Consider the following 21,329-nt stretch of genomic DNA (forward strand, 5'->3'; position numbering starts at 1 on the left):
TTCACCACCCCGACTCGGGGGAGGCCATCCGGTGGGGCACGTTCTCCGTGGCGCCGGTGACGGAGGAGATGATCTGTTCCTGAGATGCGGTGTTCACGTCGAAGAAGCCGTTGTTGCGACCGAGCCGCAGCACGGCGGCCCGGTCCGCGAGAGCTTTGACGTCGCCCATGTTGTGACTGATGAGCAGTACTCCCAGGCCGCGGTCGCGCAGCTGGTCGACGAGGTCGAGGACCTCGCGCGTCTGCTCGAATCCCAGAGACGCGGTCGGTTCGTCCAGGAGGAGAACCCGCGGGTTGCCGAGGAGCGAGCGGGCGATGGCGACCGTCTGCCGCTGGCCACTGGAGAGTGAGACGGTGGGGACCCGTAGATCGGGGACACCTTTGGTCAGGCGTTCCAGCAGGTGCCTGGTGCGGCGCTCCATCTCCACCTCGTCGAGGAATCCGAACCTGCGGATCTCGCGCCCGAGGAAGAGATTGCCGACGACATCGAGGTTCCCGCACAGCGCGAGGTCCTGGTAGACGGTGGCGATACCGAGGTCCCTGGCGTCGTGGGGGCGCTTGATGGGGACCGCCCGGCCTTCCCACTCGATGGTGCCCTTGTCCGCGGGGGCGACGCCGGAGATGACATTGACCAGGGTGGACTTGCCGGCCCCGTTGTCCCCCAGGAGAGCGACGACCTGGCCGGCGTAGATCTCCAGCTCGATGTCAGTTAGGACCTCGACGACGCCGTAGCGCTTGCACACGCCGCGCAGCGCCAGCAAGGGGGGAGCCGGCACGGTGACCATCTCCTTCCCGGGGCCCGGACCTGCTCGGAACCTGCCTGTCAGGTGAGCCCCGCCTTGCCGCATGCGGCCGCGAGTTGGGGGGTGCAGATCTGCTGGATCGTGTAGACGCCGTCCTTCACCAGGGTGCTCGTGATGTTGTGGGCGGTCACGGACACGGGGGTGAGCATGACGGCGGGAACCGTCCTCCCGTCGCGGGTCTTCACCCTGCCCGTGGCGACCCGGTCGAGGCTTTGATGGCGGGCCGCGGCCACGGCCATGGCGGCGGCGGCCGAGGCCTCGGGCCCGAAGGGTTTGTAGACGGTCATGTACTGATCGCCGCCGACAATGCGCCGCAGGGCTCCCAGTTCGGCGTCCTGCCCGGTGACGGGAGGCAGCGGGGCGACCTTGTTCGCCTTGAGGGCGGAGATGCTGCCGGCGGCGAGGCTGTCGTTGGCGGCGTAGACCCCGTGGATGGTGGAGGCGCCGAGTGCGGAGATGGCGCCTGACATGTCGAGGTTCGCGGTCTCCGGCCTCCACTGGAGGATGTCGTACGCCTTGCCGATCTTCACTCTCCCGTTGAGTACGGACAGCGCGCCCTTCTTGAACGCCACCGCGTTGGGGTCACTGGGATCGCCGTTCATCATGACGATCGCGCCGGTGCGCGCCTTGGTGCCCATCGCCTTCAGCAGCGCCCTGCCCTGGAGCCTGCCGACCTCCTCGCCGTCGAAGGAGACATAACCCGAGATCGGACCCTCGGCGAGACGGTCGTAGGCGATGACCGGGATACCTGCCGCATGGGCCTTCTTGACCGCGACGCCGAGGGATCTGGCGTCGACGGCCACGAGCACGATGGCATCGACCCCCCTGGTGATCATCGAGTCCATCTGTTCCTGCTGGGTGGCCACGTCGCCCTTGGCGTTGACGTGCTCGACCGTGCAGTCGTGGCACAGCTCCTTGATCTTCTTGGCGAGCAGTGGTGTGTCCTGCATCTCCCAACGAGACGTGGTGGCGTCGGGCAGCAGCACACCGATCGTCAGGGCGTTGCCATCGCCGGAGCTGTTCCCGGCGTCGTGCCCGCAGGCCGTGAGAGCCACGGCCGTCGAGATCGCGGTCATGACGACGGCCGCGCCCCGGATGCAGGCCTTCATGCGAGAGACCTCCCTGTCCTTCACCTCGCGCTTGTTCTTCACCGAACGGCGCGCGGGCAGCGCGGGGTGGCGTCAAGGGCTCCTGCGCGGGACGGCGGGGCGGTACGGGCCTCGTGTGACGCGGCCTGACGGCGCCGATCCCGTCGAACCAGGTGGCTGGTCACGAAGCGTCATGGCCTGTCCCGGTGGCAAGACGACCACGTCGTAAGTGTGACACCGGCCGAGGTGATCTGCGAACGCAGCGGCTCCCGCTTTCGACATGCGCCGCGGTGAGGATATGTCCTGTTAATACCCATATACGATTCTGGTGTGCGGGTGCCTGATTTCCATCCGTCGGCACCTGACGCATCGACGGGAGGTAGGTCGCCGACATGCCTCATGACGGCCGTGCCCGGGCCGGGGTCTCGGAGCCACGGGCATGCGAGGCCGACGCCGCGGACACCGGTTCACCGCCTCCGGTGCCGGAGGCGGTCACGAGCGAGCGGGCCCTGACGTTCGCGGGGGTGGCGCTGACAGCGGTCTATCTGCCCGATGCCGGGAAACAGGAGCTTCGGCTGGTGGAAACGGCCGGACGCGCCCGTTCCGAACACGGGCTGCCGGAGCGTTTGCCGCTGTCCGGTGACTCACCGGCGGCGCACGCCTTCCGCGCCGGCCGGCCACTGTGGCTGACTCCCGCGGCACTCGCCACCTACGCGACGGGCGGGCCCACGCCCCCGCGACCGGAGGTGTCCCTCGCCGTGCTCCCACTCGGGACGGAGGGCGGACGGCTGGGCTGCCTCGTCGTGGTGGGGGCTTCGACGGACGGTTTCGGGGCCGAACAACGGCGCTTCCTGGAGCAGTACGCCGACGCGGTCGTCGTCGTGCTCCGGACGGGAACCGGCCGACCCGTTCCGTCGCCGCTGCTGAGTCCGGCCCTGCGCAGTCTGTGCGTCGGCTCCTTCGTCATCACGCCGGACACCGGCCTGATCGAGGCGGACGAGACGATGCTCGAGCTGGCCGGCATCACTCCCGACGACTTCGACGGCAAGGCGGACACCCTCCTTGCGCACACCCTCCCGGAGGACATGCACGCGCTGATGTCGGTCCTGGAGCCCGCCACCCAGACGGTCGGCCGACGGGAGCTGGAGTTCCGTGTCCGCCGCCCGACCGGTGAAATGCGCTGGCTGAGCCTGAGCTGTCAGGTGGTGGCAGGTTTCGACGACCGGCCGGAGCAGGTACTGGGCGTGGTGACGGCGACCTCGGTCCTGCGGCAGAGCGCCGACGACGTGTCCAGGATCCAGTGGCTGACTGCCGCACTCGACGACGCCGTAACGGTCCGTGACGTCAGCCGGGTGGTGGTCACCGCGCTGGGTGAGCCGCTGGGCGCCGACCGGGTGGCGCTCGCCGAGTTGCAGGACGACCGGCTCGCGGTCACCGTGCTCGATCCGCCCGAGCCCGCAGCCTGGCCGGAGTGGTGGCGTTCCGAGTGGCGCTCGGAATGGCCCGACGCACCGGTCAGCGCCCTGCCCACCCTTCAGATGGCTCTGCGGGACGGACGTATGGATCTGTGGTCCGCCGGCGCGGCTCTCGAACCGGGACTCGCGGGCATCGGCGCCGGAGGTCTGGCCGTCCTGCCGCTCCCCGCGAAGGGGTGGGTCGCCGGCGTGTGCCTGGTCGGCTGGGACCAGCCGCACGAATTCGTCCCCGAGGAGCGGTTCCTGCTGACCGCCACCGCGGCACTGGTGGGACAGGCCCTCAAGCGTGCGCGCGCACACGACGCCGAACAGGAACTCGCGACGATGCTGCAGCGCAGTCTCCTGCCCCGGCGCCTGCCCGAGCTGCCCGGCGGGACAGCAGTCGCCCGCTATCTGCCCGCCAGACGGGGGTTGCAGGTGGGCGGTGACTGGTACGACGTCATAGCCCTCTCCGAGGACCGGGTGGCGCTGGTCATCGGCGACGTGCAGGGACACAGCGCCGGAGCCGCGACGATCATGGGCCAGATGCGCACCGCGATCAGGGCGTACGCCGTGGAGGGCCATCCGCCCGACGTGGTCGTCTCGCACGCCAACCGGCTCCTCGTCGGTATGGAGACCGATCTGTTCGCCACCTGCTGCTATGCCGAGTTGGACATGGAGGAGGGCAACGCCCTGTTCGTACGGGCCGGGCACATCGCACCGCTGGTGCGCCATCCCGACGGCAGGACCGAGGAGGTACAGGTCGCGGGCGGACTCCCGCTGGGCATCCTCGCGGACGCGGAGTTCCCCATGACCACCTGCGCGCTGGCCCCCGGCACGGTGATCGCCATGGTCACCGACGGCCTGGTCGAGGCCGTCGACCTGCCCCTGGACGAGGGCATGGACCGGACCCGCGCCGCGCTCGCCGCGGCTGATCCGGCGGATCCGGGGCAAATGGCCGACGAACTGCTCGGCGAACTCGACCTTCGTGAGGACGACGTGGCGCTGTTGCTGCTGCGCTACGACGGCATGAAGACCCGACCGATACGGGCCGGCTGGGCGGTGTGGCGGCTGCCCGACGCCGTCATGCACGCACGCCGTTTCACCGCACGCGCGCTGCGCCGGTGGAAGGTCGAAGAAGTGACCGACGCGGCATTGCTGGTCGTGTCGGAACTGGTCACCAACGGTCTCATGCACACTCAGGGCCCGGTCCGCGTCGACCTGATGCTCCGCGGAGACCGGGTGCGGGTCAGCGTCAGCGACACCTCGCCGCGTGCCCCCGCCAAGCCGGTGATCGTGGACTGGGACGCGACCGGCGGCCGAGGTCTGCTGCTCGTGGAAGCGATGTCGGAGTCCTTCGGCTCCGTGCCGGTGGCCGGCGGCAAGCAGGTGTGGAGCGAGCTCGTCGTGCCGCGAAAGGAGCAGGCTCGCGTGGACTCAGGGCCCCGGACGGAGCGAGGGGGTCCGCCATGAGGACCCGTACATGGCACGTCGTCGCGGCGCTCGTCGTGGGATTCATGACGACGTCCCTGACCGCCTGCGAAGAAGAAGACGAGACGGGCAAGGACGGCTTCACCGTCGGCCTGCTGCTCCCGAGCCGGACCGTCCCCCGCTGGGAGCGGTCCGACAGGCCGCTGATCGAGAAGCGGCTGAAGCAACTGTGCCCCCACTGCACCTTGGAGTACGCCAATGCCCAGAACGACGCGATGCGGCAGCGGCAACAGATGAGCTCCATGATCACCAAAGGGGTCGGGGTCCTGATCCTCGACGCCACCGACACCAGGGCGCTGCGCTCCTCGATCCAGGAAGCGCACGAGGCGGGTGTCCCGGTCGTCGCCTACGACCGGCTCGCCGAAGGCCCGGTCTCGGGCTACGTCAGTTTCGACGGCGCGCAGGTCGGCAGGCTCCAGGGCGAGGCGCTCCTGAAGGCCATGGGCGACAAGGCGAACGGCGGAAACGTCGTCATGATGAACGGTGATCCGACCAGCCCCAACGCGGCGTGGTTCCGCGGCGGCGCACTGTCCGTCGTCTCCGGCAAGGTGAAGATCGGCAGGTCGTACGACACCCAGGGCTGGAGCACGGACAGCGCTCACGCCAACATGTCCGCTGCGATGGCGGCCCTGGGCCCGGACCGGATCGACGGTGTCCTGGCGGCCAACGACGCCATAGCCGCAGGCGCCATCGCCGCTCTCAAGAGCGCCCGCGTCGGGGAGCTTCCTCCCGTCACCGGCCAGGACGCCGACCTCGACGCCGTGCAGCGCATCGTCAGGGGCGAGCAGTACATGACGGTGTACAAGCCCTTCAGGGCGGAGGCCGACGCGTCCGTCGCCATGGCCGTCGCCCTGGGACGCGGAGAGGACCTCCGCGAGATCGCCACGACGACGACCAATAGCCCCACCACCAGGCACATCCCCTCCGTCCTGCTCACTCCGAAGGCGGTGACGGTGGACAAGATCAAGCCGACACTCCTGAAGGACGGCATTTACAGCGTCGACCAGATCTGTACCGCCGAACTCCGGACCGCCTGCGAAAAGGCCGGACTCATCCGCTTGGAGGACGAGTGACGGGCACTCAGCGCACGGGAGAGCCGAAGGAGTAGCCCTGCTGCTTCAGCCAGGGCAGGACCTCGCGCAGGGCGGCCACGGTCTGGGAGCGGTCCCCGCCGGCGTCGTGGAAGAGGATGGTCGGGCCGTTGGAGATCTCGCTTTTGACAGTGGCGACGATGGCGCCCGTGCCGGGGTGTTCGAAGTCCTTGGAGTCGACGTTCCAACCGAGCGGTCGCATGCCGTGGGAGGCGGCGAGGTGGCGGCTGTAGGGAGTGAAGGCGCCGCCCGGGGCGCGGTAGTACTGCGGCCGGACGCCTCCGGAGGCCTGGGTGATCATGCGTTCGGCGTCCAGGATCTGCTGGGACTGGTAGGCCTGGGACTTGGTGTCCATGGTGGTGTCGTGCGAGACGGTGTGGTCGCACAGCCGGTGCCCGGCGGCCACCACCGCCTTGACCAGGTCCGGGTGGGCCTGGGCCTGGGTGCCCACCATGCAGAAGGTGGCCTTGACGCCGTTGTCCCGCAGCACCTGGAGGACCTGCGGCGTCCACGTGGGGTCCGGTCCGTCGTCGATGGTGATGTTGACACCGCGGGCCCCGCGGTCCGAGGCATGGGCGATGTCCACCGACACCGGCTTCCCGCCCGGAGCCTTGGAGCCGGCGTGCGCCGAGCCGGCCGGCGTGCGCTGCCCCTCGACGGGATTGGCCTGCGCGGTCCACATCGATGTGGCGGCAGCCGCCGCCGTCACCCCGAGCGCCGCCGCGAGAACCCGCCCGTGCCAACCCCGTCCCCCATGCCGCGACATGTCCGCCCCACTCCTCGTCGTCCTTGTTGATCTCGTGCACCCGTGAGGACGGCGATGGGCCGCCTGGGGATGCGTCCGTTACCGATCACGGACAATTCCGCGGGCGTTCGGAGACAGAGCGGCGACACCAGGCAGGGGAAGTCCTCCGAACGAGCGGCGCTGTGCCCGGTGTTGGTGACCCTGACCCCCTCCTCCGGTATGCGGCCTGGGCCACGGCTGACCTCGGTGCAAGAGGGCTCGCTGCCGACCGACTGTCAGCGTGAGTGCCGCCGGTCGCAGTCCGGGTGTGCTCGCGGTGAGTGTGACGCGGCCCGGCCTCCTGACCGTGCCGAGTGAGAGTGCCGCCGTGATTGTTCGCGACGCAGTGGCGAATCTGCCGGTGGACGGCGTCGTGGACGGCATCGCGGTGCGGGAGGTGCTGCCCGTGGCTCGGGTGCTTGGGCCGGCAGCGTTGTCGTACGTGGCTCCAGAGGCTTTCCGCCCGGCGGAGGCCGGTGCGTCGACGGTGGAACAACTGCCGGCCAGCCACCCGGAACTTCGGCTGCTGGAGCAGGCGGCAGGTCGTGAGGACGCCGGCGAGGCCGCGCTGGACGAGATCACGTCGCCCGTGTTCGTGGTCCGAGAGCACGGTCAGGTGGTTGCCGCTGCCGGATATCGGGTCTGGCCGGGCCGGACCGCACACATCGGCGTACTGACGGCGCCGGGAGCGCGCGGACGCGGGCTGGCGAGGGTGACGGGCTCGGCGACGGTCGCGCATGCCCTCGCCGCCGGCCTCCTGCCGCAACGGCGTGCGCGGCCTGCCGCCTCCCGGCGTGTCGCCGCCGTGCCGGGTTTCGAGGAACTGGGCTCCCAACTCAGCGTTGAGATCGCCGGTTGAGATCGCTACGAGGGAGCGTTGTTCCGGCGCTGTGCGGCCTGTGGCGGGCCGGCCGCGGCGGACGGCCGGCTCTGCGGGGGGTTGTCCTGAGCGGGACGGGGCCCGCCGCGCAGGGCCGAGGCGAGGGCGGACACCAGCGCCATGCCCGCGGCGACGCTGAAGACGATGGCCAGTCCGTGGTGGAACGGGCCGGAGACCAGTTGCGGGAAGAAGGTGTGACCGGTCAGGGTGGCGTGTTGGGCCGCGGTGAGGTGGGTGAGGCTTCCGCCGGATCCGAGCAGGTGCTCGATGGGGTTGTTGCCGAGGAACGTGGCGAACAACGTGCTCACCGGGGGCAGCGACGCGGCATGCTCGGCGGAGCCGGCCGGTACGCCGTGCGCCTGGAGTCCGCTGCTGAGCGCCGCGGGCAGGGATGAGGCCAGTCCGGAGACCATCAGGGAGAAGAACACACCGATGGACAGCGCGGTGCCCGAGTTCTGGAACGTGGAGCGCATGCCCGAGGCGACGCCCCGGTACTCGGGCGGCACGCTGCCCATGATCGAGGACGTGTTCGGCGCGGAGAACATGCCCTGGCCCAGCCCGTTGAACAGGAGCAGCGCCGCGAAGAGCGCGTAGTCGAAGTCGATGGGCAGGGCGAGCAGCCCGAGGAAGGAAACCGCGACGACGACCAGGCCGGCCGTCGAGAACATGCGGGCGCCGAACCGGTCCGACAGGTAACCCGACAGGGGACCTGCGATCAGGAAGCCGAGCGTCAGCGGCAGCATGAAGATGCCTGCCCACAACGGGGTGTCCTCGTACGCGTAGCCGTGCAGGGGCAGCCAGATGCCCTGCAGCCAGATGATGAGCATGAACTGCAGCCCGCCGCGTGCGATCGCGGTCAGCAGCGCCGCCAGGTTGCCCGCCGCGAACGCCCGTATCTTGAACAGGGCCAGGGTGAACATGGGGTCGGCGACGCGCGACTCGACATAGCAGAAGAGCAGCAGCAGGACGACGCCGCCGATCAGGCCGCTGAGTACCCACGGGTTTCCCCAGCCGGTGGCGTGGGAGCCGTAGGGCTGGATGCCGTAGGTGATGCCGGCCAGCAGGATTCCGGCGCCCGCGGCGAAGGTGATGTTGCCCAGCCAGTCGATGCGGCCGGGGCGCCCCGCCGCGGTCTCGCGCAGGCTCAGGTACGACCAGACGGTGCCGGTGATACTGATCGGCACACTCACCCAGAACACAGCGCGCCAGTCGACGGCGGCGAGCAGGCCGCCGGCGAGGAGGCCGAGGAACTGGCCGGCGAGTGCGGTGATCTGGTTGATGCCGAGAGCCATGCCGCGCTGCCGGGTGGGGAAGGCGTCGGTGAGGATCGCGGCCGAGTTGGCGGTGAGCATGGAGCCGCCGAATGCCTGAACGATGCGCCAGAGAATCAGCCACATCGCGCCGGCGCCGGCCCGGAAGGGGTCGAGGGACAGTGCGACGGAGGCACAGGCGAAGATGAGGAAACCGAGGTTGTAGATCTTGACCCGGCCGTACATGTCGCCGAGTCGGCCGAGGACGACGACGAGTACGGCCGACACGAGCAGATAGCCGAGGATCATCCAGAGCAGATAGCCGATGTTGCCGGGCGCGAGCGGGTCGAGTCCGATCCCGCGGAAGATCGCGGGCAGCGAGATGATCACGATGGAGGCGTCCATCGTGGCGATCAGTACACCGAGCGTGGTGTTGGACAGGGCGACCCACTTGTAGCCGGGGCCCGCGGGGGTGCCCTTCCGGCGCGTCCAGCGTGAGGTGCGCGCGGTCACAGCCGTTCCGCCAGTCGGTCGAGGAGGGGCAGGGCCGACGCGAGTGTCCCGCGCTCCTGAGGGGTGAACTCGTCGAGGACGGCCGAGAGCCGGTGTACGGACTCGGAGCGCCTCTCCGCCAGCATGGCCCGTCCTTCCCCGGTGATCGCCACGATGATCCGTCGCCCGTCCGCCGCGTCAGGGCCACGACCGACGAGTCCGCGCTGTTCGAGAACGGCGAGCGTGCTGGCCATCGCCTGAGGCCGTACGCGTTCCAGGTCGGCGAGGGATCCCGGGGAGCTGGGGCCGTCGGCGGCGAGCCGCGCGAGCACCGAAACGCCGGAGAGGGACACGTCTCCCACGGCGTGGGCCTGGCGCAGTCGCCGGGTCATGCGGCCTACGGCGAGGCGAAGCTCGGAGGCGAGCCGGACGGTGTCGCCCGGGCCGTGGGCGTGATCGGTGCCTGCTTCTATGTCCGCCTTCATAAGTATTAACAGTAGGTTTATCAGTCTGGACTGATCAATCAAATGTTAGTAATGATCGGACGGGTGATCGCCCACCTGTCCGCGCCGCCGTGGCGCACCCTCTGTCGCGGTCGAACGATTGAACGTACGCTGACAAGTCATAGAACTTCGGGCGTGATTGACTGGGGGAGCCGTCATGTCCTGGGACAACAACGGCCCGCGCGCCGCATTCGTCGTACCGCCGATGCCGACCGCACCGCCGCCCGCTCCGGCCGACGGGCTACGAGCGGCCGCGGTGGCGCTGCTGAACCTGTGCGGACTGGGCCTCGGTTATGCGCTGGTGCGCCGTTGGGGACTCATGGCGCTGTGCTGGGTCGCGACCGCGATTCTGCTCCTGGTGGCCCTCCCCGCGGACCCGGACGGCGTCCCCGGCGGAGCCGTCGTCGTCTACCTGGCGTTCCTCGGTCTCGCGGCCGTCCATGGTGCGGTCGTGGGTCTGCGGACCCGTCTGGTGTGGCCGCCGCGCTCCTGGCTCGCGATCGCGCTCGGGGTCGTCCTGCTGGCTGTGCCGACCGGAGGCGTCGCCCTGTACGACGGCGCGCGTGACGACGCCACCGAGGCGATGCTCATGGACCGGCTGGAGCGGGCGGACAAGCTTGTCCAGACCGCCGGCAAGCAGCCGTTCGCAACGGCGGAGGCCGACTACCGCCGGTCACTGGCCGTGTATCGGGACCTGCGCAGCGACCATCCAGGCTCGCGCGCGGCCGCCCGGGTCCCCGACCGGCTCAAGACGTACTACGCCACAGTCGGTGCGCCCTACGACCAGCAGAGCTACTGCGACGCCATAGCGCCCTTGAAGTACCTGCGCACCGTGCCGAGGACCATGGGCAAGCGGGAACTCGGAGCACTGTCCACCTGGCCCGACGATCGGCTGGCGACCTCGCTCTACGAGTGCGCGTCGAAGTCGCTGAGCGGTGGCGAGGCGGACTGGACCACGTATTTCAGCGATCTCCTGACGACGTTCCCGCGGTCCGAGTCGGCCGCGAAGGTGGAGCCGGCGGTCAAAACGGCGGTCGGCAAGGCCGTGAAACAGGTGGGTGGCGGCGATCCCTGCACGGCCGTCCAGCACCTGAACAGCCTGGGTACCCAGGTCCGCGAGCTGCCCGGAGAAGAGGCGGGCGTGGCCGCGGACCTCGGCAAGGACGCCGACCGGGCCGACAAGACCGCGGATTCGGGCACGTACGCCTGCGGAGTGGACCAGTACAAGGACGGGCACTTCGACGAGGCCGTCACCACGATGAACGAGTTCGTCAAGAACAATCCGCACCACACGAACCGAGCTCGCGCCCAGAAGATCGCCATCGCGGCGGAAATCGCCCAGACGGTGCCCGCCGCGGGCAAGAGACTGCCCACGACGGCATCCGGCGGCAATATCACCGTCACCGTCAAGAACGACAGCCCCGACGACATCACCGTGATGTACACGGGGCCGGTGACGGGAAGCTTCCCTCTCAAGGCTTGCGCGGGCTGCACTTCCTACTCCCTCGCCAGCACGCTGGTGCGGGGCTTCACACCGTGCAACGACAGCGGGAAGAACTACCCGCAACGGACGATCCGACTCCCCGCCGGTACCACGTACTTCGTGCACAAGGCCCGGAGCGGAACCGGCAAGTCCCCGGCCTCGGACACGGCCAAGCTGAGGTCCGGCTACATCTATACCGAGTGCGCCTACACGACGAGCTTCGGCTACTGACGCCCCGGCGTGTCGATGGTCATGTCAGATCGGTGAAGGGGCGTTAGATCGTTGAAGGGGCGTTGACCAAGACACTGACCGCAAGGAGAGGGCCATCGTGGCAGACGAGCAGAGCGAGGTGCCGGACAGTACCGCGGTGCGCGTCGCGCTCTGGCGGGCGATGCACGTGCGGGTCGACTCGCCGCCGCACGTGATCGAGGACGAGATCGGACTGCGACTGGCGGCACCTGATGAGGGATGGGAGCGCCGCCCGGACATGGACCCGCGGGGCACCAGCGGGTTCCGGGCGGCCATCGTGGCCCGAGCCCGATTCATCGAGGACCTGGTGGCCGAGCAGGTCGGCCACGGTGTCGCCCAGTACGTCGTGCTGGGCGCCGGACTCGACACCTTCGCCCAGCGCAGGCCTGAGATCGCCGCCCGACTGAGGGTGTTCGAGATCGACCAGCCGGACACCCAGGCCTGGAAGCGCCGACGCCTGATCGAACTCGGCTACGGGATCCCCGACCGGCTGCGCCTGGTGCCGGTCGACTTCGAGGCGGGTGCGGACTGGTGGGAGCGGCTGTCCGACGCAGGCTTCGATCCCGGCCGGCCGACGGTCGTCGCCTGCACCGGCGTCACCATGTATCTCACCAAAGACGCCACCGCGGCGACCCTGCGTCGGCTCGCCGGTCTCGCCCCCGGCTCGACGCTCGCCATGACGTTCATGCTGCCGGCCGAACTCGTCGATGACGCCGATCGCCCCGCACTCGAGGCGACCAAACCACAGGCGCAGGCGGCCGGAACGCCGTTCATCAGCTTCTACGCCCCGCAGGAGATGCTGGCGCTGGCCCGTGACGCCGGCTTCAAGGACGTTCACCACGTGTCGGGAACCGCCCTCGCCGAACGCTACTTCGCCGATCGGACCGACGGACTTCGCCCGTCGAGCGGAGAGGATCTCCTCTTGGCCACCACCTGACACACTGCGGCCGGGCCGCCACCGGTTCCGAAAACCCAGGCCGTGCCCGCTTTTCCCACTTCGAAGCAGGCTGCCCCGTGCGATGGCTCGCCTTCCCGCTGCGCGACTCGTTCACCGACGTGTGGTGCGTGGACGCCGAACCCGGCATGACCGAAGTGGTCCGCGCCAAGGCGATCGCCGTCGGCGCGGCCCACATTCGTACGGTCACCGTCGGCGCCGAGGAGCTGCCCGCCGGGCCGGACAGCTTCGAGTTGATCGTCATCGGCAATGCCTTCCACCGACTCCGCCGCGCTCCGACCGCCGGGCGCGCCCACACCTTGCTCAGGCCCGGTGGCTGCCCTGCACTGTGCTGGTCGACCTCCCCCTGGGCGGCCTCCCAGAACTGGCAGCGGGCGCTCGCCGGCGTGCTGCGAAAATGGCAGAACGCCCTCGGCGCGGCCGGACGCGTTCCGCCCGGCTGGGACGAGCCGAGGCAGCGGGACCCTGACCACGACGTGTTGTCCCGTGCCGGGTTCGAGCCCGCCGGACGCCACCGGTTCCCGGTCGAGCACCACTGGACGATCCGTGAACTCGCCGGGCACATCCGGTCGACGTCGTTCCTGCCGCCGCCGGTGCTCGCGGACCACGCCGCCGCCTTCGACGCCGAGCGACGCCGAACGACGCCGGGAGCGTACGAGCAGCCGGCCGCGTATTCCTGCTCGTCACCGGCGGCCTCAGCGAGCAGCAGGTCGCGGACGTCGCTGCCGGGGTCGCCGGCCCGGGTCATCAGACGGGCGATCGCGCGGACGATCGAGGAGCGCTCGGCGCCGTCCTGATGCAGGGGCAGTGCCTCGGCCAGCGCGGCCACGCACTGTGCCTCACGGTCCCGCCACCGCTGATCGACCTGTTCGAACCAGGCTGGAGCCCCAGCGGTGGGTGTCACCGGCCGCGATCCATGCGCGCGCGACACGCAGCGCGCCCTCCGGGTCCTCGGTCAGGAGCTCGTTCTCGCGGTCGCGGGGCGCACCGGGATATGGGAAGGGCCGTGGGCGGGCGGCGAAACGGTGTGAGCTCGGGACAGCCGAGCCGTCAGCCGCGACGACCGCCACCAGGGCCGCGGGACAGGGGGGTTCGGCCCGGTCCAGGCCCGACAGCGCGGCAGCCAGGCGGACTTCCCGATCGTGGTCGCCGATTGCCGTGGCCTCACGGTCCCGTACGGTCGCTGGATCAGGATCGAGCAGGGCGAGGGCGGTGAGGGCGTCGGCCCGAGTCGAGGCGGACGGATCGCTCTCGTAAAGGTCCGCGAGCATGCGGACCATGGCAGGGTCGGCCGGACGCGCCCCGACGCACGCCAGCCGGATCGCGGCCTGCCGCACGAAGGGATCCGGTTCTGTCAAACACCCCGTCAGCAGCGGAAGTTCGGCCAGGACCGCCGCGCGCCCCGTCCACCGAGGGACTCCGGCGCAGGCGCCCCCCACACCGCGTACAGGACGCGGATCATCTCCGGAACGTCGCCGGCCGGACCGTAGGCATGCTCAAGGGCCGCCCAGTCCACCTCGTTCAGCTCTTCAGGCGCGCGCACGCCCGCACCCTACCGACCCCGGCTGGACCTCGGGGTCGGCTTGTCGACGGACGGGGCAGGGGACGCAGTAGAGTGGTCGAACGGGCGCGCGGGGCGCCTCCGGGTCCGCGGGAAGGGCAGAGCCCACCTGGTTTGTACGAGCGTCATGACGGCCTACCGTCCTTCGGCCGGTTCGGCGGACCACCGGTTCACCGAAGGAGGCTCCGTGCCGACCGCACCGCAGACCGTGCCCCTGCCCGAGCGCGCCAGTCTGGAACAGCTCAAGAAGCGGGCGAAGGACTTGCAGCGGGCCGTGCGCTCCCAGCAGCCCACCGCCTTGGCCCTCGTCGCGCGACACGCGCCTGAGAGTCGGAATCCGCTGGTCGAATTCAACCTCGACACCGCTCAGTTGGTGATCGCCCGCCTGCATGGATTCCCGAGTTGGCCGCGGCTGCGACAGCACCTCGCCGCGCATCCCGGGGCCCCCGGTGATCAACCACGCTCCGGCACTCGTAGGGTGGAGGACTTCTACCGTCTGCGAACCGGGTGGGTCTCCACGGCGGACGTACGCCGTTGTGCCGCGGCCGTGACCCGTGCGCATCCCGATCCGGCCGACTGGCAGCCGTTGCTCACCGCCCGCCGCAACGGCATCAGGGTGGTCGCATTCGGCTCGCCGGACGGAGTGGTGTTCGCGGAACTCACTCCGAAGCGGGTCACGTTGTCCCGGCCCGCCGTCGGCGCGTCGGCCGGCGAGGGAGCGTCGGTGACGTTCCACACCGAGTTCGGCACCATCGCGGGGGTTGTCGCACCCGAGGTCGGCAGCCTGGTCGTGGAACGGCCCGCGGACCGGCGCCCGCTCGGATGGACGCTGGTCGCCGACGGTGTGTTCGTGGCTCCCAACGCGTTCCTCGTCGACGCCACCGGCCTCGTTCTGCGGACCAACGGCAGCCCGAAAGGCGAGATCGTGCCCGTCGCGGCACTGCCACCGCGCGCAACCGCCGTCGTGGACCGGCCCGTACCGGCCGTCGAGGAGCCCGCCCTCGCCACCGAGGATCTGACCACGGTTCTCGCGGCGGCCGACGCACCTCCGATCGTCGATCCGGAGCAGTGGCGACCCGGTGCTCACGCCGATCTCACACCGCACGAACGAGTCCGGCTCGGCCGCTACGGCAAGCTGCTCGTCCGGCACACCACCGGTGACCGGGCGAGTGCCGAGGACCCGTTCGTGTTCGACTTCACTCCTCAACAGGGCCCGGTTCGGGACTTCGCCGTGGTCGGCAAGAACATCGCGGCCACCCGGATGTACTACGACTTCGCGGACGGTGCCAGCGGCACCATCGCTGTGGTGGGCTTGGTGGAAGACGCCCACGTCGCCTCGGTCGTGCTGCGCCGCGACGGCATGCCCGACCTGGCGGCACGAATAGCCGGAGGAACGTTCCTCATCGCCGGACCCGACCTCACCGACCTGCCCCGGCGAGGCCCCGCCGCGGCCGTCCTGGTCGCCCGGGACCACTCCGGAAACGTACTCGAAGAGCTTCCCTACCAGGAGTAGGCCTGACGCGACCGCGCTGGAAGGAGGTGGACGAGCACGCGCAGGTGCGGGGCGTGGACGTCGTTGCAGGGGGCGTGACGGAGCACTCGGGCAGGGCGCCAGTACATCCATCACGCCCCTTTTGCCTTCTATGCCCCTTCGCCTAGCGTGGTGGCGCACGACCACCGCCGGGTTCGGACAGTCGTCGCGGGGGCGGTCGGCGTGAACAGGGGGGTGGGGACGATCGACAGCGGAACGGCACGTCCACGGGGTCGGCGCTCTCGGGCGCGCGGGGTTCTGGGATTCGTCGCGGCCGTCTGCGCGGTGCTCATGCTGAGCACGGCGCCGGCACAGGCCGCGCAACACCAGGACGCCAACGAGTACGCGATATGGAACTTCCACGGCGCCGACGGGTTCTGGAACATCGACCAGCGGGTGCAGATCACCCAGAAGGCGAACCACTCGTACTGGGCCATGATGTGGGACTTCACGGCCACACCGGGCAACGGCGGGTACATGGGCCTGCAGACCGACGGGACGCGCTTCAATCACACGACCGGTGAGACGGCGATCTTCTCGCTCTGGAACGCCAACGCCGGCAAGGGGAGCTGCGGGACGTTCGGTGGCGAGGGAACGGGGCTCAGCTGCCGGCTCGCTTATGCCATTGACCGGCAGACCGACTACCGGCTCCGGGTGTGGCGCCTGAACGCGGACGCGGGTGGGCAGTGGTGGGGCGCGTGGATCCGGAACATGAAGACAGGCGTCGACACCGCCATCGGAAGTCTCCGGGTGCCGCGCAACCAGACCCTGCTCGGTGTCCCGTCCAACTTCAGCGAGTACTTCGGCACTGCTGTCCACTGCGACAAGGTGCCCCGGTCGGTCGCCTACTTCACACAGCCCGCGGCGAACGCGCAGGGCAACGGCACCTACCGATACGGCTCCACGTACGAAAGGTCGACCCGTGGCCGTTGTACGGGCGGCAACGTGCAGTTGGTCGACCTGGAGTGGACGAAGGCCGCCAAGGTGACGCTCGGCGGACGGTGACATCACACTCGGGCGCCGCCCCCGTGGCTCATCACGGACCGGCCAGACCCTATTGTCGATTCGCGGGAGGGGATCGACCACTTGCGGGGGATGTGTTGAGGGATTTGACCCTTGTCGGACCGGAGGTCCGCGATCGGCTCGTCGTTCGGTTCGGGCCCGAGGTGCTCGGCTGGTGTGATGTGTTGCCGGTCGTGGTCGGCCGGCTCGTCGCTCGCTGGGATCTGGAGCTTGTGGGGGCGGGTGGGGGAGGCACTTCGCGGGTCTTCCGGTGCGTGCGGCGCGAGGATGGCAGCCCTGTGTGGCTGAAACTCACGCCGGATCCCGTGATCGCCGCCGAGGAAGCCGAAGCTCTGCGGGCCTGGGCGGGGACATCGTCGGTTGTGACCCTGTTGGCGCAGGAGCTTGGTGAGGGGGCCTTGCTGCTGGAGAGCGTGGAGCCGGGAGTGCCGGTGAGGGAGCTCGCGTGGCGGTTGCCCGAGGTCGCTGTGCTGCTTCGGGATCTGCGGGCCCCTTCTCCCGCACCGGCGCGGCGTTCGGTGTTGCGGCCGTTGTCACATCGGATCGGATTCCTCTTCGACTTGACCAGCCGCAGGTTGGCCGGGGCCGGGGCCGGGAGGAGCGGACTGTTTGACTCGGCCGTGCTCGGTCGAGCCCGAACGGCGGCCCTGGAACTGGCCACCAGCGGTCCCGTAGGACTTGTGCATGGCGATCTTCATCCGGCCAACGTGCTGTCCGGTCCGGGCGCGGGCATGGTGGCGATCGACCCACGGCCCGCATGGGGCGATCCCGACTTCGACACGGTGGACTGGGTGTTGGAGGGAGTCGTGGAGCGGGCGGGGCTGGAGCGGAGGATCGAAGAGCTGTCGGTACTGGTTCCTGGGCTGTCTCCCGATCGTGTCCTGGGCTGGTGCCGGGCCCTCGCCGTCCTCATCGCGGTCCCCAGGGTCTGTGACCGGCGGCACGACCCGGAGACCGAGTTCCTTGTGAGCCTGGCTCGCAGCTGACCGGGTGAGCCGCGGCAGTCGATGGTCCCGCGCCCGTTCGGTGGGCACGGGACCAAGGGGCGGGGTGGAGTTACAGAGCGGCCGCGGCGCTGTGCAGGTTCTTGGCTGCCAGAGCCAGTCCCTCGGTCTGGGAGTAGGCGGCGTCCTCGTGTTCGATGTTCACGGCCATGTCCGGGTCGATCTCGGCGAGGGCGCGCAGGAACTCGGTCCAGTGGGCGACGTCGTGTCCGACGCCGACGGCGACGAACTTCCACGCCGGGTTCTCGGGCCAGGCGTTGCACCAGAAACCGTAGCCGGTGGGCACCTTGTCCGGCGCGTCGGCGGGCACGCGGGTGAACGAGGTGTCCAGCACGCCACGGATGTCGGCGCCGGGGCAGAGCGTCGCGTCCTTGGCCGCGGCGTGGAACACCAGCGGGCCCAGCCACTTGATGCAGGCGACGACGTCCATGCCCTGCCACATGAGGTGCGAGGGGTCCATCTCCGCGCCCACGTTCGTCGCGCCGGTCTCGTCGACGAGCCGCTTCAGGGTGACCGGCGAGAACACCAGGTTGTGCGGGTGCATCTCGATGGCGACCCGGACGTCGTTCTTGCGGGCCAGAGCGTCGATCTCCTTCCAGACTGGTGCAACTCGGCCACCGTGCGATCACGTACGTCGACGGCGGCAAGGGTGTCATCGCCACCGACCGTCGCCGTGGCTACCGCGCCGCCATGCGCCGTCATGGCCTGGACGCGCACATCGGGGTCCTGCGCGGCGACAACACCGAGGCGGCCGGCGAACGTGCCGCGCGTCAACTGCTCGACGGCGCCGAACTCCCCACCGCCATCGTCGCGTTCAACGACCAGTCCGCCATCGGCGTCCTGGCGGCTCTGTCCCGGGCAGGTGTCGCCGTCCCGGGCGAGGTGTCAGTGGTCGGCTACGACGACGACGCCCTCTCCCGCCTGAGCTGTTTCAATCTGACCACGGTCAGCCAGAACGCCCGTGAACAGGCCCGGCATGCGGTGGTCGCCGCCGTCGAGCGCCTGGACGAGGGCCGCACCGAGTCCCGCGAGGTCGTACTGGCCCCGCGCCTCGTTCTGCGTGGCACCACCGCGGAGCGCGTCTGACAGGCGTTTTGGGGTCGCGGCGGCCTTGGCCGGGGCGCGGCGCGAGGGGGAGGCGTGGCTTACGTGGAGTGGCCCCGCGACGCGGATCTGCTTGCGGAGTCGGCGGCGCGGGCCGGCGTCAGGCGGCCGGTCGCACCAGGCCCGACTCGTAGGCGAAGGCCACCGCCTGTACGCGGGCGCGGGCGCCGATCTTGGCGAGGATGTGGCTGACGTGTGACTTGACGGTGGTCGGCGCGATGGACAGCCGCGCGGCGATCTCGGCGTTGGACCAGCCGGAGGCGACCGAGGTGAGGACGTCGCGTTCCCGCTCGGTGAGCGTGTCGAGCCCTGCTTCCTGCTCGGTGGTGCGGGCCGGGCGCTCCTGGCGGACGGCGTCGATGAGCGCACGGGTGACGCTGGGAGTGGTGACGGCGTCTCCGGCGGCCACGATACGGACGGCCGCGGTCAGTTCCTCGGGAGTGGCGTCCTGGGGGAGGAATCCACCGGCTCCGGCGCGCAGTGCCGCGTAGGCGTACCCCTCGTGGCTGCCGGGGGTCAGGATCAGTACGCGCGGGGGGTGCCCACCGGCTCTGACGGGTTCGGGCGCCGGAAGGGGGGTGAGGGGCCGGGTGATGCGGCGGATGGCCTCGACGCCGCTCGGATCGGCTGCGTGGCCGCCCATCACGACGACGTCGGGACCCAGCGCGGCGCTCATGCGGACCGCCTCGGCGCTGCTCGTCGCCTCGCCGACGACGGACAGGTCGGGCTCGGCCGCCAGGAGCATGCGCAGACCGAGACGGTACAGGGACTGGCTGTGGACGACGAGTACGGAGGTCATGACGGGCGCCCTTCGTGAGGGTGGGGACGACTGCCGACGTGGGCCGGGTGGCCGCCACCGCACTCCCTGTGAACGAAACGGTTTCGTTCACCTCAGTGTCATCACCCTAGTTCCGGCGCTATCGAAACGGCGCCGTTTCCTTTGTGGTCTCGGTCACTTCGCGATGGCATGGTGCGCCTTGCATGATCATGCATCCTGTTGCATAATCTTGCCATGTCCAAGGTCCTCACTTCCCTCCCCACCGGCGAGCGCGTCGGCATTGCCTTCTCCGGCGGGCTCGACACTTCGGTCGCCGTCGCCTGGATGCGTGACAAGGGCGCTGTCCCGTGCACGTACACCGCCGACATCGGTCAGTACGACGAGCCCGACATCGCGACCGTGCCCGGCCGTGCCACCGCGTACGGTGCCGAGATCACCAGGCTCGTCGACTGCCGTGCCGCGCTGGTCGAGGAAGGGCTGGCCGCACTCGCCTGCGGCGCGTTCCACATCAGGTCGGGCGGGCGTCCGTACTTCAACACCACGCCGCTGGGGCGTGCCGTGACCGGCACGCTGCTGGTGCGGGCCATGCTCGAGGACGGGGTGCAGATCTGGGGCGACGGCTCCACGTTCAAGGGCAACGACATCGAGCGGTTCTACCGGTACGGGCTGCTCGCCAACCCGCACCTGCGGATCTACAAGCCCTGGCTGGACGCGGACTTCGTCACGGAGCTCGGCGGCCGCAAGGAGATGTCGGAGTGGCTGCTCGCGCACGGGCTGCCGTACCGGGACTCGACGGAGAAGGCGTACTCCACGGACGCCAACATCTGGGGCGCCACGCACGAGGCCAAGACCCTGGAGCACCTCGACACCGGTATCGAGACGGTCGACCCGATCATGGGCGTGCGGTTCTGGGACCCGTCGGTGGAGATCGCCACGGAGGACGTGACGGTCGGCTTCGACCAGGGCCGTCCGGTCACCATCAACGGCAAGGAGTTCGGCTCCCCGGTCGACCTCGTCATGGAGGCCAACGCGATCGGCGGCCGGCACGGCCTCGGCATGTCCGACCAGATCGAGAACCGGATCATCGAGGCCAAGAGCCGCGGCATCTACGAGGCGCCCGGCATGGCGCTGCTGCACATCGCCTACGAGCGTCTGGTCAACGCGATCCACAACGAGGACACCGTGGCCGCGTACCACAACGAGGGTCGGCGACTGGGCCGGCTGCTCTACGAGGGCCGCTGGCTGGACCCGCAGGCGCTGATGGTGCGCGAGTCGCTGCAGCGCTGGGTCGGCGCGGCGATCACCGGCGAGGTGACCCTGCGGCTGCGGCGCGGCGAGGACTACTCGGTCCTAGACACCCGGGGCCCGGCGCTCAGCTACCACCCGGACAAGCTCTCCATGGAGCGGACCGAGGACTCGGCGTTCGGCCCGGTGGACCGCATCGGCCAGCTCACCATGCGGAACCTGGACATCGCCGACTCCCGTGCCCGTCTCGAGCAGTACGCGGGCCTGGGCCTGGTCGGCGGCGACCACCCGACGCCGATCGGCGCCGCGCAGGCGGCCTCGACCGGACTGATCGGCGCCATGGACGAGGGCGGCGCCGAGGTGATCGCCTCGCGGGGCGAGGCCACGGACGAGGAGACGATGCTGGACCGCGCCGCGATGGAGTCCGGCACGGACTGACGCCGGTCACCGGTCGTACGCACGTGGGCGGCGGGCCCCCCCGGCGAGGGTTAACCCGCCGGCCCCCCCCCCCCCAAAGGGGGGGGGGGGGGGGTGTCCGCCCAGGCGACCCGGACCGCCACA

The 21,329-nt window shown here is 70.0% G+C and carries 20 protein-coding genes; 11 read left to right on the forward strand and 9 right to left on the reverse strand.

Features of this window, described 5'->3' with window-relative positions; genetic code table 11:
• Position 1: 1 nt before the first annotated feature.
• On the reverse strand, positions 2-784 hold the full coding sequence (locus ABZ656_RS26130; RefSeq protein WP_101406784.1) for an ATP-binding cassette domain-containing protein: 783 nt from the start codon (positions 782-784) through the stop codon (positions 2-4).
• A 38-nt stretch (positions 785-822) separates the two neighbouring features.
• Positions 823-1,911, reverse strand: a complete 1,089-nt coding sequence (locus ABZ656_RS26135; RefSeq protein WP_360270847.1) for a substrate-binding domain-containing protein — start codon at positions 1,909-1,911, stop codon at positions 823-825.
• Between the two features lie 371 nt (positions 1,912-2,282).
• Here ABZ656_RS26135 and ABZ656_RS26140 point away from each other — a divergent pair, with 371 nt between their 5' ends.
• On the forward strand, positions 2,283-4,817 hold the full coding sequence (locus ABZ656_RS26140; protein ID WP_360270849.1) for a SpoIIE family protein phosphatase: 2,535 nt from the start codon (positions 2,283-2,285) through the stop codon (positions 4,815-4,817).
• On the forward strand, positions 4,814-5,908 hold the full coding sequence (locus tag ABZ656_RS26145; protein ID WP_360270851.1) for a substrate-binding domain-containing protein: 1,095 nt from the start codon (positions 4,814-4,816) through the stop codon (positions 5,906-5,908). Before ABZ656_RS26140 ends, ABZ656_RS26145 begins: the two co-directional genes overlap by 4 nt.
• Positions 5,909-5,915: 7 nt before the next feature.
• Here ABZ656_RS26145 and ABZ656_RS26150 read toward each other — a convergent pair whose 3' ends face one another.
• On the reverse strand, positions 5,916-6,692 hold the full coding sequence (locus ABZ656_RS26150) for a polysaccharide deacetylase family protein (protein WP_360270853.1): 777 nt from the start codon (positions 6,690-6,692) through the stop codon (positions 5,916-5,918).
• 346 nt (positions 6,693-7,038) lie between these two features.
• Here ABZ656_RS26150 and ABZ656_RS26155 point away from each other — a divergent pair, with 346 nt between their 5' ends.
• The gene (locus tag ABZ656_RS26155; RefSeq protein ID WP_360270855.1) at positions 7,039-7,569 is read left to right on the forward strand and encodes a GNAT family N-acetyltransferase; all 531 of its coding nucleotides are present in this window, start codon (positions 7,039-7,041) and stop codon (positions 7,567-7,569) included.
• Positions 7,570-7,574: 5 nt separating this feature from the next.
• On the opposite strand, the gene ABZ656_RS26160 is transcribed toward ABZ656_RS26155, so the two are convergent.
• Both ABZ656_RS26160 and ABZ656_RS26165 read right to left on the reverse strand, forming a co-directional pair.
• Complete coding sequence (locus tag ABZ656_RS26160; RefSeq protein ID WP_360270857.1) at positions 7,575-9,353, reverse strand: MFS transporter; 1,779 nt, start codon at positions 9,351-9,353, stop codon at positions 7,575-7,577.
• Positions 9,350-9,817 (reverse strand): MarR family transcriptional regulator, encoded by a 468-nt coding sequence (locus tag ABZ656_RS26165; RefSeq protein ID WP_101406777.1) that lies wholly within the window; start codon positions 9,815-9,817, stop codon positions 9,350-9,352. The genes ABZ656_RS26160 and ABZ656_RS26165 overlap by 4 nt, the downstream gene beginning before the upstream one ends.
• A 175-nt stretch (positions 9,818-9,992) precedes the next feature.
• Between ABZ656_RS26165 and ABZ656_RS26170 the strand changes: the two genes are divergently transcribed.
• The 3 genes from ABZ656_RS26170 to ABZ656_RS26180 all read left to right on the forward strand — a co-directional run bounded on the left by ABZ656_RS26170 (position 9,993) and on the right by ABZ656_RS26180 (position 13,319).
• Positions 9,993-11,549, forward strand: a complete 1,557-nt coding sequence (locus ABZ656_RS26170) for a hypothetical protein (protein ID WP_360270859.1) — start codon at positions 9,993-9,995, stop codon at positions 11,547-11,549.
• Between the two features lie 97 nt (positions 11,550-11,646).
• Positions 11,647-12,504 carry a class I SAM-dependent methyltransferase gene (locus ABZ656_RS26175; protein WP_101406776.1) on the forward strand — a complete coding sequence of 286 codons (858 nt, stop codon included), beginning with the start codon at positions 11,647-11,649 and terminating at the stop codon, positions 12,502-12,504.
• A complete protein-coding gene (locus tag ABZ656_RS26180; protein WP_360270875.1) occupies positions 12,501-13,319 on the forward strand; it encodes a class I SAM-dependent methyltransferase in 819 nt (272 codons plus the stop codon). Before ABZ656_RS26175 ends, ABZ656_RS26180 begins: the two co-directional genes overlap by 4 nt.
• 42 nt (positions 13,320-13,361) lie before the next feature.
• Here ABZ656_RS26180 and ABZ656_RS26185 read toward each other — a convergent pair whose 3' ends face one another.
• Both ABZ656_RS26185 and ABZ656_RS26190 read right to left on the reverse strand, forming a co-directional pair.
• Positions 13,362-13,793 (reverse strand): hypothetical protein, encoded by a 432-nt coding sequence (locus ABZ656_RS26185; RefSeq protein WP_360270861.1) that lies wholly within the window; start codon positions 13,791-13,793, stop codon positions 13,362-13,364.
• 95 nt (positions 13,794-13,888) lie between these two features.
• Positions 13,889-14,065: a hypothetical protein gene (locus ABZ656_RS26190; RefSeq protein WP_360270863.1), complete on the reverse strand. Its 177-nt coding sequence runs from the start codon at positions 14,063-14,065 to the stop codon at positions 13,889-13,891.
• Positions 14,066-14,270: 205 nt separating this feature from the next.
• Between ABZ656_RS26190 and ABZ656_RS26195 the strand changes: the two genes are divergently transcribed.
• The 3 genes from ABZ656_RS26195 (at position 14,271) to ABZ656_RS26205 (ending at position 17,623) form a co-directional block, all read left to right on the forward strand.
• Complete coding sequence (locus tag ABZ656_RS26195; RefSeq protein ID WP_129592369.1) at positions 14,271-15,596, forward strand: hypothetical protein; 1,326 nt, start codon at positions 14,271-14,273, stop codon at positions 15,594-15,596.
• Positions 15,597-15,905: 309 nt separating this feature from the next.
• A complete protein-coding gene (locus ABZ656_RS26200) occupies positions 15,906-16,619 on the forward strand; it encodes a DUF3472 domain-containing protein (protein ID WP_360270865.1) in 714 nt (237 codons plus the stop codon).
• Positions 16,620-16,849: 230 nt separating this feature from the next.
• Positions 16,850-17,623 (forward strand): aminoglycoside phosphotransferase family protein, encoded by a 774-nt coding sequence (locus ABZ656_RS26205; RefSeq protein ID WP_360270877.1) that lies wholly within the window; start codon positions 16,850-16,852, stop codon positions 17,621-17,623.
• Positions 17,624-17,693: 70 nt separating this feature from the next.
• Here ABZ656_RS26205 and ABZ656_RS26210 read toward each other — a convergent pair whose 3' ends face one another.
• Complete coding sequence (locus ABZ656_RS26210) at positions 17,694-18,230, reverse strand: sugar phosphate isomerase/epimerase (protein ID WP_360270879.1); 537 nt, start codon at positions 18,228-18,230, stop codon at positions 17,694-17,696.
• Between the two features lie 14 nt (positions 18,231-18,244).
• Between ABZ656_RS26210 and ABZ656_RS26215 the strand changes: the two genes are divergently transcribed.
• Positions 18,245-18,727, forward strand: a complete 483-nt coding sequence (locus ABZ656_RS26215) for a substrate-binding domain-containing protein (protein WP_360270867.1) — start codon at positions 18,245-18,247, stop codon at positions 18,725-18,727.
• 118 nt (positions 18,728-18,845) lie between these two features.
• On the opposite strand, the gene ABZ656_RS26220 is transcribed toward ABZ656_RS26215, so the two are convergent.
• Entirely contained in the window at positions 18,846-19,544 is a 699-nt protein-coding gene (locus ABZ656_RS26220; protein WP_360270869.1) for a response regulator transcription factor, read from the reverse strand.
• Between the two features lie 213 nt (positions 19,545-19,757).
• On the opposite strand from ABZ656_RS26220, the gene argG reads away from it, so the two are divergent.
• Positions 19,758-21,206: an argininosuccinate synthase gene (gene argG / locus ABZ656_RS26225; RefSeq protein WP_360270871.1), complete on the forward strand. Its 1,449-nt coding sequence runs from the start codon at positions 19,758-19,760 to the stop codon at positions 21,204-21,206.
• Positions 21,207-21,329: the final 123 nt, after the last annotated feature.

Source organism: Streptomyces sp. NPDC007095, from assembly GCF_040634475.1.
Taxonomy (GTDB): domain Bacteria; phylum Actinomycetota; class Actinomycetes; order Streptomycetales; family Streptomycetaceae; genus Streptomyces.